General features: G+C 76.2%; 10 protein-coding genes. 2 read left to right on the forward strand and 8 right to left on the reverse strand.

Annotation, left to right across the window (positions count from 1 at the left end; all coding sequences use genetic code 11):
* Positions 1-107 precede the first annotated feature (107 nt).
* The 7 genes from ACFUMH_RS10495 to ACFUMH_RS10525 all read right to left on the reverse strand — a co-directional run bounded on the left by ACFUMH_RS10495 (position 108) and on the right by ACFUMH_RS10525 (position 8,539).
* Positions 108-1,394 (reverse strand): ubiquitin-like domain-containing protein, encoded by a 1,287-nt coding sequence (locus ACFUMH_RS10495; protein ID WP_378204451.1) that lies wholly within the window; start codon positions 1,392-1,394, stop codon positions 108-110.
* 274 nt (positions 1,395-1,668) lie between these two features.
* Positions 1,669-2,868 carry a ubiquitin-like domain-containing protein gene (locus ACFUMH_RS10500; protein ID WP_378204454.1) on the reverse strand — a complete coding sequence of 400 codons (1,200 nt, stop codon included), beginning with the start codon at positions 2,866-2,868 and terminating at the stop codon, positions 1,669-1,671.
* Between the two features lie 299 nt (positions 2,869-3,167).
* The gene (locus tag ACFUMH_RS10505; RefSeq protein ID WP_378204458.1) at positions 3,168-4,100 is read right to left on the reverse strand and encodes a TatD family hydrolase; all 933 of its coding nucleotides are present in this window, start codon (positions 4,098-4,100) and stop codon (positions 3,168-3,170) included.
* The gene (gene metG, locus ACFUMH_RS10510) at positions 4,100-5,893 is read right to left on the reverse strand and encodes a methionine--tRNA ligase (protein ID WP_378204461.1); all 1,794 of its coding nucleotides are present in this window, start codon (positions 5,891-5,893) and stop codon (positions 4,100-4,102) included. The genes ACFUMH_RS10505 and metG overlap by 1 nt, the downstream gene beginning before the upstream one ends.
* 9 nt (positions 5,894-5,902) lie before the next feature.
* Positions 5,903-6,952 carry a PH domain-containing protein gene (locus ACFUMH_RS10515; protein ID WP_378204464.1) on the reverse strand — a complete coding sequence of 350 codons (1,050 nt, stop codon included), beginning with the start codon at positions 6,950-6,952 and terminating at the stop codon, positions 5,903-5,905.
* Between the two features lie 48 nt (positions 6,953-7,000).
* A complete protein-coding gene (locus tag ACFUMH_RS10520; RefSeq protein WP_378204467.1) occupies positions 7,001-7,141 on the reverse strand; it encodes a hypothetical protein in 141 nt (46 codons plus the stop codon).
* 156 nt (positions 7,142-7,297) lie between these two features.
* Positions 7,298-8,539 (reverse strand): PQQ-dependent sugar dehydrogenase, encoded by a 1,242-nt coding sequence (locus ACFUMH_RS10525; RefSeq protein WP_378204470.1) that lies wholly within the window; start codon positions 8,537-8,539, stop codon positions 7,298-7,300.
* Positions 8,540-8,684: 145 nt separating this feature from the next.
* Here ACFUMH_RS10525 and ACFUMH_RS10530 point away from each other — a divergent pair, with 145 nt between their 5' ends.
* Positions 8,685-9,278: an isochorismatase family protein gene (locus ACFUMH_RS10530; protein WP_378204473.1), complete on the forward strand. Its 594-nt coding sequence runs from the start codon at positions 8,685-8,687 to the stop codon at positions 9,276-9,278.
* A gap of 37 nt (positions 9,279-9,315) precedes the next feature.
* Here the strand turns inward: ACFUMH_RS10530 and rsmI are convergent, their stop codons facing one another.
* Positions 9,316-10,176: a 16S rRNA (cytidine(1402)-2'-O)-methyltransferase gene (gene rsmI / locus ACFUMH_RS10535; RefSeq protein ID WP_378204476.1), complete on the reverse strand. Its 861-nt coding sequence runs from the start codon at positions 10,174-10,176 to the stop codon at positions 9,316-9,318.
* A gap of 86 nt (positions 10,177-10,262) precedes the next feature.
* Here rsmI and ACFUMH_RS10540 point away from each other — a divergent pair, with 86 nt between their 5' ends.
* Positions 10,263-12,131, forward strand: coding sequence for a dolichyl-phosphate-mannose--protein mannosyltransferase (locus ACFUMH_RS10540; RefSeq protein WP_378204479.1), 1,869 nt, complete (start codon positions 10,263-10,265; stop codon positions 12,129-12,131).
* Positions 12,132-12,149: the final 18 nt, after the last annotated feature.

The following is a 12,149-nucleotide window of genomic DNA, read 5'->3' on the forward strand; positions in this document are numbered from 1 at the left end:
GGCGGCACGGGCACCGCCGTCCGGCGGCGAGGGCACCCCCGTCCGGCGCCGGACGCACCGCGGCCCCGCCCCCGACGAGCGGGGACGGGGCCGGCGACGGCGTGCGGTCAGCTGAACAGGTTCTTGCCGCAGTGCGGCCACTGCCCGGCGCCCGAGCGGTTGTAGAGCATCTTCGCGCGGGCGGTCTGCTCGTCGGCCGACGCCTGCGAGGGCAGCCCGGCGCCGCCGACCGCCTGCCAGGTGGCGACGGAGAACTGGTACAGGCCGTGGTACTTGCCCGTCGACGACACCGCGTCGGGGCGGCCGCCCGACTCGCAGCGGGCCAGCGCGGCCCAGTTGAGCGAGTCGGCGTCGCCGCCGGCGGTGATGGGACCGGCCGTGCCCGACGGGGCGGCCGCGGCGGGCCGGGGTGCGGCGGCGGGCTTCGGCGCGGGGCGCGCCTTCGTCCCGACCGACACGACCTCCTCGACGGGCGCCTGCGTCACGGCGTCGGAGACGGGCTCGCGGGCCTCCTCGGCGCCGTCGACCGTCGTCACGCGCTCGACGACCGTGCGCACACCCGGCACGCCGGCCTGCGCCACGGCGCGCTCGCCCGTGAACCGGGCGGCGTCCTCCTGCTCGCGGGAGGTGAACGGCACCTCGTGCGTCGTCGTGACGTCCTGCACGACGACGCGCTGGACGACCACGTCGACGTCGCCGCCGCCGTCGCGGACGACGCGCACGCGGTCGAGCGCGCCGAGCGTCACGCCGAGCTCGCCGAGCACGTCGGCGACCGTGGCGTCGGCCTCGGGGACCGCGAGGACCTGGCCGTCGACGTGCACCTCCGCCGCACCGCGGACCGTGAGGTCCAGCGGCATCTCGGCGCGGCCGTCGGCCGACGAGCGCGAGGCGACGAGCGCGACGCTGGTCGCACGGGACGACAGGTCCTCGAGCGCCTCCTGCGCGCTGAGCGCGGTGGTCCAGACCACCTGCTCGCTGCCGTCCATCGAGACGGTGACCGCGTTGGCGTGGCGCACGACGACCTCGAGGCCGTCGGTGAGCGCGCCGGACGCGGAGACGGTGTCGCGCTCGCCGACCACGACGCCCTCCTCGGCGAGGAGGCCCTCGACCGAGCCGGCGAACGTGGAGACGTCCTGCAGGCGGCCGTCGACGTCGAGCACGACGTCCTTGTGGGCGTGGGCGTAGCCGGCGGTGCCGGCGCCGAGCACGAGCGCGGCGGCGCCGGCCGTGATCGGGAGCCAGCGGCGGCGGCGGGCGGGGGCGGTGGCCGTGCCCGCGGCGGGGGCGGCGGTGGTGTCGTCGGGCAGACCGGGCTCGGCTGCGTCGCGGGAGGTGGGTCCGAGGAGGCGGGTCGAGAACTGCACGGGGCTCCAGCCGTCGTCGTGCCCGGGCACGGGGAGCGGTGCGCCGTGGCGCCCGGCGGGCGCGCACGCCCGCCTCAGCAGCGCGGGCGGGCCTCGGCCCCACCGGCCCGGATCCCCGATCCGGCCGTCAGCGGGCGCAGGTCGCGGCCGCTCGCCGCGCCGGCGGCCGGCCCTCGCAGGGCACCGCCGGTCAAACGCGACACGCGACCGTAACGGGATTGTGACCCGGATGCCAAGCGAGTGAGGCGGACGTCACGCGACGCCCGCCCCGACCCGACCTCTGCCCGCCCCGCGTCCCGCGGGGTCAGTACCAGTTCTTCGCCTGCGAGTGCGCCCACGCACCGCAGGGGTTGCCGTACCGGCCGGAGATGTAGCCGAGGCCCCACGTGATCTGCGTGGCGGGGTTCGTGCGCCAGTCGGCGCCCGCGCTCGCCATCTTCGAGCCGGGCAGCGCCTGCGGGATGCCGTACGCGCTCGAGGAGGGGTTGTCCGCGTCGACGCGCCACCCGCTCTCCTTCTGCCACAGCTTCAGCAGGCACGCGAACTGGTCGTCGCCCCACCCGCGCGCCGTCACCATCTCCTTGGCGATGGCCTGGGCGGTGCCCGGCTCGACCGCCACCTCGGACGGGTCCGGCAGCGCGGCCGTCCCCACCCGGACCACCTGGTCGACGGGCGCCACCGTCACGACCGACGCCACCGGCGTCCGGCCGACCACGACGCCGCCGACCACGTCGAGCGCGTACGTCGTGGTCCGCACGCCCGCGCGGCCCGCCGTCTGCACCTTGCGCGTGCCGGTCACGAGCGTGGCGTCCTCGACCTCGCGCTCGGCGAACGGCACCGTCTCCGTGACGGTCTCCCCCGAGCTCGCGGCGCGCGTCACCATGACGACGAGCCCGTCCACCGCCGCGGCGTCGAGCGGGACCGAGACGCGGTCGCCCTCCTCGAGCACGAGGCCGATGTCCCGCAGCGCGTCGCGCACCGTGCCACCGCTGCTCACGCCGTCGATGACCTGCCCGTCGACGACGAGGTGCACGGTCTTCTGCGTCGAGACGCGGAGCACGTCGCGGCCCACCTCGGCCGACCGGGACGCCGACAGGCGGACGTCGTCGCGCAGCCCGAGCCCGTCGACGGCCTCGCCGACGGTGAGCGCGGTCGTCCACACGGCACGTTGCTCGCCGTCGACCTCGACCGCGATCTCGCGGCCGTGCCGCACGACCACCTGGTCCGTGCGGCCGACCGGGGCGTCGAGGGCCGGCGCGACGAGGTCGCGCTCGCCCACCTCGATCTCCGCCGCGGCGAGCACGTCGCCCACCGTCCGGCCGAACGCCTGCACCTCGACCTCGCGCCCGTCGACGTCGACCGTCACGTCCTTGTGCAGGGCGGCGAAGGCCGTCGTCCCGCCCACGACGAGGGCGAGGACGGTGGCCTGCGCGACGCCGTGCCCGAGCCGGTGAGCGGCGCGCGGGCGCGCGGCGGCGCGGCGGGTGCGGTCGGGACCGGTCACGGTGTCCTTCGGGTCGGCGGGAGGGGTCGCGTGCCCTGGGTCGTGCGTGGTCGGGTCGTGCGTGGTCGGCGTCGTGCTGGTCGGCGTCGTGCTGGGTCGTGCTGGTCGGGCGCCTGCGTGGCAGGAGACCCGCCCTGGTCATCGGCACCGGCGCCGGGCTCCTTGACGACCCCGGGCCGGACGGCCGTCCGACCGCGCGCCGTCACAGACCGTAACCGATCCGTGACACGGGGACCACCCGCGCCCCCGAACCCGTGGACGGGCGCGGGCACGGACCGGCGCCGGCCCCGGCGCCCGGCTCACCAGGGGCCGTAGACCGCCTCGGCCGCCGCGGACACCTGCCGGCACACGTCCTCGAGCGGCCGTCCCGTGACCTCCGCGACGGTGCGGACAGTCCCCGGCAGCAGGTACGGGGCGTTGGGGCGCCCGCGGTACGGCTGCACGGTGAGGTAGGGCGCGTCGGTCTCGACGAGCACGAGCTCCGGCGGCAGCACGCGCAGCGCGGCCCGCAGGTCGTCGTTGGCCGGGAAGGACACCGGCCCGGCGAACGAGCAGTACCACCCGTGGCGGGCGGCGACCTCGGCGAGGGCTGCGTCGCCCGAGAAGCAGTGGAAGACGGTCCGCGCCGGGGCGCCGTCGTGCAGCAGCACGTCGACGACGTCCGCGTGCGCGTCCCGGTCGTGGATCTGCAGCGCGAGGCCGAGCTCCTTCGCCAGGGCCACGTGCGCGCGGAACGACTCCCGCTGCACCGCCCGTCCGCGCTCCCCCGCGCGGAAGAAGTCCAGGCCCGTCTCGCCGACGGCCCGCACGCGCGGGTTGTCCCGCGCGACGGCGGCCACGCGCGCGACCGCCTCGTCCAGCGGCACGTCGTGCCGCGGCTGCGGGTCGGGGTCGAGGCCGTCGGGCGCCACCTCGCGGACGCCCGCGTGCAGCACCGCCTCGTTGGGGTGGATCGCGACCGCGCCGAGCAGCGCGTCGTGCGCGCGCACCACCGCGTCCGTCCAGGCGAGCGCGTCGAGGTCGCAGCCGACCTGCACCATCCGGGTCACCCCGACCTGCGCCGCGCGCGCGAGGTGCGCGGCGAGGTCGGGGTGCACGTCCGGGTCGGCGGGGTCCCAGCCGTCGGCGCGCCAGTCGACGACCGACTCGAGGTGCGTGTGGTCGTCGACGACGGGCAGCGGCAGCGGCTCGGGGGCGGGCGGCCAGCCGCGCTCGCGCTGCTTGCGCGCCATCAGCCCTGGCGCAGCCGGTCGAGCTCCTCCTCGACGATGGCGTCGTCGAGCTTGGTGAACACCGGCGTCGGCCTCGCGATCGGCGTCCCCGGCACCACGGCCCGCGGCTCCCACGCCGCGACCGTCTCGCCGAGGCGGTAGTCGCCCGTGATGACCGGGTAGTGCCGGGAGTCGTCGTCCAGGTCGGTGACCTCGTCGATGCGCGGCATCGGCGAGAGGGTGCCCGTGCCGCCGAGCGTCTCGTGCACCTGCTGCGCCGCGAACGGCAGGAACGGCGCGAGCAGCGTGTTGAGGTCGCTCACCGCCTGCGTCGTCGTGTGCAGGACGGTCGCGAGGCGGTCGGGGTCCTCCTTGAGCTTCCACGGCTCGGTCTCGGAGACGTACCGGTTCGCCTCGCCGACGACGCGCATCGCCTCGCCGAGCGCGGCGCGCTGGCGGTGCGCGCCGACGAGCTCGCCGACCCGCCCGAACGCCGTCGTCACCTCGGCGAGCAGGGCCTCGTCGACCGGCTGCCGCTGCCCCGGCTCGGGGATCGCGCCGAAGTTCTTGTGCACCATGCTCGCGGTCCGGTTGACGAGGTTGCCCCAGCCGGCGACCAGCTCGTCGTTCGTGCGGCGCTTGAACTCCTGCCACGTGAAGTCGACGTCCTGCGTCTCCGGGCCGGCGACCGAGATGTAGTAGCGCAGCGCGTCCGGCTGGTAGCGCGCGAGCATGTCGCGCACGAGGATGACGACCCCGCGCGACGAGGAGAACTGCTTGCCCTCGACGTTGAGGAACTCGCTGGAGACCACCTCGGTGGGCAGGTTCAGCGAGCCGTACGCGCCGGGCTCCCCGCCGCGCGCGCCCTTGCCGTCGTACCCGAGCAGCTCCGCCGGCCAGATCTGGCTGTGGAACGTGATGTTGTCCTTGCCCATGAAGTAGTACGACAGGGCCGACGGGTCGTTCCACCAGCCGCGCCACGCGTCGGGGTCGCCGCTGCGGCGGGCCCACTCGATCGACGCCGACAGGTACCCGATGACGGCGTCGAACCAGACGTACAGCCGCTTGTTCGGGTTCTGCTCCCAGCCGTCCAGCGGCACCGGGATGCCCCAGTCGATGTCGCGCGTCATGGCGCGCGGGCGCACGTCGTCGAGCAGGTTGAGCGAGAACTTCAGCACGTTGGGGCGCCACGCGGTGCGCGTGCGCAGCCAGTCGCCGAGGGCGTCGACGAACGCGGGCAGGTCGAGGAAGAAGTGCTCCGACTCGACGAACTTCGGCGTCTCGCCGTTGATGCGGCTGCGCGGGTTCTTCAGCTCGATCGCGTCCAGCTGGTTGCCGCAGTTGTCGCACTGGTCGCCGCGCGCGCCGTCGTACCCGCAGATCGGGCACGTGCCCTCGATGTACCGGTCGGGCAGCGTGCGGCCCGTCGACGGGCTGACCGCGCCCATCGTCGTGCGCTCCACCATGTACCCGTTCTTGTGCACCGTGCGGAACATCTCCTGCACGACCGCGTAGTGGTTGCGCGTCGTGGTGCGCGTGAACAGGTCGTACGACAGCCCGAGCTGCGCGAGGTCCTCGACGATGACGCGGTTGTACCGGTCCGCGAGCTCCTGCGCGCTCACGCCCTCCTTGTCGGCCTGCACGAGGATCGGCGTCCCGTGCTCGTCCGTGCCCGACACCATGAGCACGTCGTGCCCCGCCATGCGCATGTACCGGCTGAACACGTCCGAGGGGACGCCGAACCCGGCGACATGACCGATGTGACGGGGGCCGTTGGCGTAGGGCCACGCGACGGCCGACAGGATGCGGGACATGCGCCGATCCTAGGTCGGACGGCCGTCCGCCCCGTCCGGCTTTCCGCCCGTCGGGCGGGTCGCCGGGTCCGCGCCGGGCGCCTGCGGGTCGTCGTGCCCGCCGTGGTGCGGGTCGTCGTCCGCGTCGTCGTGCGCGTCGTCGTGCGCGCGCGGGGCGGTGTCGCCGCGCCGGCCGAGCCGCACGAACGTCGCCGTCGGCTCCGACACGTCCCACGACCGGTCCTCGGCGTCCTCCTCCGCGCGGCGCAGCGCCTCCTCCCCCGCGATGGCCTCCGCCTCGACGGCGAGCGGCGCGACGCGGGCCTCCGCGAAGGTCGGCACCGGCACGGGCACCGGCACGGGGGACGGGGCGCCGGCCGGGATGGGCTGCGTGTCGAGGTCGCCGCCGGTCCCCGCGCCCGGCACGGGCGGCCAGGACGGCGCGGGGCGCGGCGGCGGGACGGACGGCGGCGCGGTCGGGGCCGCGGGCCGCAGCGGTGCCGGCGGCGCGGCCACGCCCGGCACGAGGCGCGCGTGCGCCGCCGCGACGGTGTCCGGCGTGCCCGTCGGCGTGAAGATGAGCGCGCACAGGTCCCGGTAGGTGGCGTCGGGGTGCGCGACCCAGTCGATGCTGCGCAGCGCCTGGTCCTGACCGGCGGACTCGAGCAGGAACTGCCCGTAGCCCAGCAGCTGCCCGAGCACGGACCGCGAGTACCGCATGTCCGTCACCTTGAGCAGCGGCATCATCCCGATCTGGTGGGTGACCAGGCCGGTGAGCAGGAGCATCCGCTTGTCGGTCGCGACGAACCACTCCACGCGCCACAGGAGCACGCGCCAGCCGAGCCGGGCGAGCGCCGCGAGCCACAGCCACCACAGCCACAGCGCGCGGTCGCCGAGGGCCGGCTGCAGCGCGAGCGTCGCCCACGCGACGAGCACGAAGACGGCGAGGCACGTGAGCGCGGGCTCGAGCAGCTTCGCCCAGTGCCGTCGCATCGCCAGCACGACCCGCTCGCCGGGCAGCACGTACCGCCGCAGCAGCCGGTGCGACATGACGATGCGTGTCGCGCGGTCCGCGCCCATGTCGTCACCCCTCCCGCCGCGCCGCCGTGCCGCCGCCGCACCGCCCGCCTACTGCGCGAGGTTGCGGAAGAACTCCCCGAAGCCCTGGATCGCGCCCCACAGGAAGTCCCAGATCGCCCGGACGACGTCCGCCGCCCGGTCCGGGTTCGTCACGACCGCGTAGACGAGGAAGATGACGACGACCCACATGAGAATGCTCCTGGCCCTCGCCGGCATGACCGCTCCCTCTCAGGTCCACTGATCGGCGCACACAGTACCGATCGACACGAACCCGGACAGCACGGACACGCCCGGGGTCGCGTGCGGATCCGGTCGCGCGCGGCGGGCGGCCCGCCTGGAGGGTCGTCAGCCGACGCGCACGCGCAGCAGGCGGTCGTCGCCCGGGCGGGGGTCGCCGCGGCCGTCGGTGTTGTTCGTCAGCACCCACAGCGACCCGTCGGGCGCGACCTCGACCGCGCGCAGCCGCCCGTGCTCGCCCACCAGCAGCGGCTGCGGCGTGCCGACGCCCGCGGCGTCCTGCGCCGGGTCCGCGAGCGCGGCCGGGTCGACCGGCCGCAGCGGGACCCGCCACAGCGTCTCGCCGCGCAGCCCGGCGAGGTAGACGCCCTCGTCCGTGACGGCGAGCCCGCTGGGCGACGCCTCGTCCGTCGACCACTGCGCGACCGGGTCGGCGAACCCGTCCGCCGCGCCGCCGGTCCCCTCGACCGACGGCCAGCCGTGGTCGGCGCCCGCGTGCAGCACGTTGAGCTCGTCCCAGGTGTCCTGCCCGAACTCGGCGGCGAACGCGCGGCCGTCCGGCGCCCACCCGATGCCCTGCACGTTGCGGTGCCCGCGCGTCCACACCGGTGAGGCGGGGTCGGGGTTGCCGGGGGCGGGGGCGCCGTCGGCGGTGACGCGCAGGACCTTCCCGCCGAGGCTGCCGGGGTCGGGTGCGAGCGCGGTCCGGTAGATGTCGCCGGTCGTGACGTACAGGGCGCCGTCGGGCCCGAACGCGAGGCGGCCGCCGTTGTGGTTGCTGCCCCGCGGGATGCCGGTGACGACCGCGCGGGTGGGCCCGAGGGTCGTGCCGTCGAGCGTGGCGCGCAGGACCCGGTTGTCCTGCGCGGCCGTCAGGTACAGCACGAGGTCGACCGGCCCGCCCGGGGCCGCGCCGGGCACGACGGCGACGCCCAGCAGGCCGCCCTCGCCGCGCGGCACCGTGGCGGCGGCGACCTCCTCGGCCCCGGGGCCGGTCACGTCGGTCACGGCGCCGTCGGGACCGACGACGACCAGGCGGGCGGCGTCGCGCAGCGTGACCACCGCCCGCGCGTCCGGCAGGAACGCCAGGCCCCACGGCGCGTCGAGGCCCGTCGCGACCTCCTCGACGGACGTGACCGTGACGCTCGGCACGTCGCGGACCGGGGACGTCGGCGCCGGCGACGCGGGTGCCGGTGCGGACGCGGCCGACGTGGGTGCGGGCGCGGACGTGGTACCCGGCGCGGGCGTGACCTCGCCGGTGCCGGGCGAGCACGCCGTGAGCAGCGTGAACGCCGCGGCCGTGGCGGCCGCGGCCGTCCTGCGGCGGCCGGTCCCGGGCCCTGCGGTCATCGCCGTACCTCCCGTCGCGCCGCCCGACGCAGGGCGGCCGCTCCCCCAGCCTCCGCGCCCGCGCACCGACCGGCAAGGGCGCGTGTGTCGGGGCCCACGCCGCGACGACGGGACGCGGCGGCGGCACCGCGCCGAGAATGGGCGCATGAGCGAGCAGCGGACGCAGGGCCGGCGCGCCCTGCTGGTGGTCGACGTGCAGCCGACGTTCTGCGAGGGCGGGGCCCTCGGCGTCGTGGGCGGGAACGCCGTGGCGGAGGGCGTCGCCCGGTACGCCGCCGAGCACCGCGACCGGTACGACCTCGTCGTCACGACGCAGGACTGGCACGTCGACCCGGGCGAGCACTTCTCGGACACCCCGGACTACGTCGACACGTGGCCGCCGCACGCCGTCGTGGGCACGCCCGAGGCGGACCTGCACCCGGCGCTCGCGGACCTGCGCCCCGACGTCAGCGTGAAGAAGGGCGAGTACGCCGCCGCCTACTCCGGCTTCGAGGGCCACGACCACGACGGCCGCGCGCTCGGCGCGATCCTGCGCGACGCGGGCGTCACGGAGGTCGACGTCGTCGGCATCGCGGAGTCGCACTGCGTGCGCGCCACCACGCTCGACGCCCTCGGCTTCGGCATGCGCGCCCGCGTGCTCACCGACCTCACGGTGCCCGTGACGCCCGAGCAGGGCGAGGCCGCGCGCGCGGCGATGGCGGAGGCGGGCGCCGAGCTCGTGGCGTCGACCGACCTCTGACGCGCGCGGCGTCCCGCCCGGACGGCGGGACGCCCGCTCAGCGGCCGCGCGCCGCCAGGGCCGCCGCGTAGAGCTCGCGCTTGCCGACGCCCGCCGCCTCGGCGACCCCCGCGACGGCCTCCTTGAGCCGCTCGCCGCCGTCGACGCGGCTGAGCACCTCGGGCACCAGGTCGCCCACGTCCGCGGGCCCGTCCGCCGGCGCGCCGCCGACGACCAGCACGACCTCGCCGCGGACGTCCCCGGCGTGGGCCCACGCCGCCAGCTCGGCGAGCGGGCCGCGGCGCACCTCCTCGTACGTCTTCGTCAGCTCGCGGCACACCGCGCCGGGCCGGTCGGCGCCGAACGCCTCGACCATCGCGTCGAGCGTCTCGGGCACGCGGTGCGGCGCCTCGAACAGCACGAGCGTGCGCCGCTCGGCCGCGAGGGCCGCCAGCGCCCGCGCGCGCTCCCCGGGCCTGCGCGGCAGGAACCCCTCGAACGCGAACCGGTCCGTGGGCAGGCCGGACAGCGCCAGCGCGGTGAGGACCGCGCTCGGCCCGGGCGCGACCGTCACCGGCAGGTCGGCCGCGACCGCGGCCTGCACCACGCGGAACCCCGGGTCGGACACCGCGGGCATGCCGGCGTCGCTGACGACGAGCACGGTGCCGCCGCCCGCGACGACGTCGAGCAGCTCGGTGACGCGCCCGCCCTCGTTGTGCTCGTGGTGGCTCACGAGGCGTCCGCCGATCGGCACGCCGAGCCGGGCGGCGAGCGCGCGGGTGCGGCGGGTGTCCTCGGCCGCGACGACGTCCGCCTCGGCGAGGAGCCGGCGCAGCCGGGCGGAGGCGTCCTCGGCGTCGCCGATGGGCGTGGCGGCCAGCACGAGCAGGCCGGTGCGGGCGGGACGGTCGGTGCTCACGCCCCCAGCCTGGCACCCGCGGGCGTGTGACCACGTGGCGGTGACCCCGGTCACACGAGGACGGTGCGGGCCTCTACGATGACCGCGTGCCGCCCACCGGAGACGACGCCGAGCGCGAGGACGCGCCGGGCACCGCCGTGCCCGGCGGTGCGGGAACGCTCCCTCCCGACGACGAGAGCGCCCCCGCGCAGCGGCAGGCGACGACGGTCGTCGACGACCACGCGCGGCCGGAGGACGCCGACGACCCCGCACGGCCGGAGGACGCCGACGACGGTGCGCAGCCGACGGACGCCGGCGACGGTGCGGCCGACCGGGACGCCGGTGACGACGACCTCGACGGCGAGCCCGCCGAGCCGCGCCGCACCGTGCTCCTGCGCCGCCTGCTCGGCGACGGCGCGCTCACCCTCGACGCGACGCCGCGCGACCGGCGCAACGGCTGGCTGTGGGCGCTCGCGGTCACGGTGCTCGGCGGCGTCCTGCGGTTCTGGGACCTCGCCCGCCCGCACTCCCTCGTCTTCGACGAGACCTACTACGTCAAGCAGGCGTTCTCGCTGCTGGCCCGCGGCTACGAGGCCGCGTGGGGCGACGACCCGAACCTGGCGTTCGAGAGCGGCGACACCAGCAGCCTCGGCACGGACCCGGAGTACGTCGTCCACCCCCTGGTGGGCAAGTGGATGATCGCACTCGGCATGCAGCTGGGCGGCGGCGTCGAGAGCTCGTTCGCGTGGCGGCTGTCCGCGGCGGTGGTCGGGACGCTCGCCGTGCTCATGGTCGCGCGCATCGGCCGGCGGATCTTCGCGTCGACGGCGCTCGGCACGGTCGCCGGGCTGTTCCTCGCCGTGGACGGCCAGGCGATCGTGCACTCGCGCATCAGCCTGCTCGACCCGTTCCTCATGTTCTTCGTGCTCGCGGCGTTCGGCGCGCTCGTGCTCGACCGCGAGCAGGCGCGACGCCGGCTCGCGGACCGTGCCGCCGCGGTGCTCGACGCGGGCGGCACGCTGCGCTGGGGCCCGGGCCTCGGCTTCCGCTGGTGGCGGCTGGCCGCCGGCGTGCTGCTCGGCCTGGCCGTCGGCACGAAGTGGTCGGGCATGTACTTCCTCGCGGTGTTCGGCGTGCTCACCGTGCTGTGGGACATGGCGGCGCGGCGGGGCGTCGGCGTGCGCGCCTGGCACGTGGCGGCCGTCGTCAAGGACGGGCTGCTCGCGTTCGTCGTGGTCGTCGGGTCGGCGCTGCTCACGTACGTCGCGTCCTGGACGTCGTGGTTCACCTCGGACAACGCGTGGAACCGGCACTGGGCCGAGGCCAACCCGGACCAGGGCGTGCAGTGGCTGCCGCCCGCGGCGCGGTCGCTGTGGCAGTTCCACCAGGACATGTGGCGGTTCCACAACGGCCTCGAGACGCCGCACTCGTACGCCGCCCACCCGCTCGGCTGGATCGTCCAGTGGCGGCCGACGTCGTACTGGTACCCGGGCGAGATCTCGGGGCTGACGGGCCGCCAGGCGCAGGCCGCGTGCGGCGCCGACTCGTGCTCGCAGGCGATCCTCGCGGTCGGCAACCCGGTGATCTGGTGGGCCGGCGCGGCCGCGATCCTCGTCGCGCTGTTCTGGCTCGTGCGCTACCGCGACTGGCGCGCCGGCGCGGTGCTGTCCGGCATCGTCGCCGGCTGGCTGCCGTGGTTCGCGTACGCCCACCGCACGATCTTCGCGTTCTACTCGGTCGCGTTCGTGCCGTGGGTCGTGCTCACGCTCGTGTACGTCCTGGGGCTGCTGGTCGGGCCGGCGAGCCCCGACGACAGCGAGCGGGACCGGCGCGGGCGGCGGCGCGCGACCATCGGGGTCGGCGTGTTCGTCGCGGTCGTGGTGGCCGCCGGCCTCTTCTTCTACCCCGTGTGGTCGGCGTGGGTCGTGCCGTGGCAGCAGTGGCACATCCGGATGTGGCTGCCGACCTGGATCTGACGGGTCCGGGCGCGCCCC

Origin of the sequence: Cellulomonas sp. NPDC057328, from assembly GCF_042667215.1 — a bacterium.
In the GTDB taxonomy this organism is placed as follows: domain Bacteria; phylum Actinomycetota; class Actinomycetes; order Actinomycetales; family Cellulomonadaceae; genus Cellulomonas.

Bases quoted from the DNA above. Each gene is read 5' to 3' on its own strand.
- ACFUMH_RS10505 (WP_378204458.1), bottom strand. From the start codon at position 4,100: ATGGCGCGCAAGCAGCGCGAGCGCGGCTGGCCGCCCGCCCCCGAGCCG.
- ACFUMH_RS10515 (WP_378204464.1), bottom strand. From the start codon at position 6,952: ATGGGCGCGGACCGCGCGACACGCATCGTCATGTCGCACCGGCTGCTG.
- metG (WP_378204461.1), bottom strand. From the start codon at position 5,893: ATGTCCCGCATCCTGTCGGCCGTCGCGTGGCCCTACGCCAACGGCCCC.
- ACFUMH_RS10525 (WP_378204470.1), bottom strand. From the start codon at position 8,539: ATGACCGCAGGGCCCGGGACCGGCCGCCGCAGGACGGCCGCGGCCGCC.
- ACFUMH_RS10520 (WP_378204467.1), bottom strand. From the start codon at position 7,141: ATGTGGGTCGTCGTCATCTTCCTCGTCTACGCGGTCGTGACGAACCCG.
- ACFUMH_RS10530 (WP_378204473.1), top strand. From the start codon at position 8,685: ATGAGCGAGCAGCGGACGCAGGGCCGGCGCGCCCTGCTGGTGGTCGAC.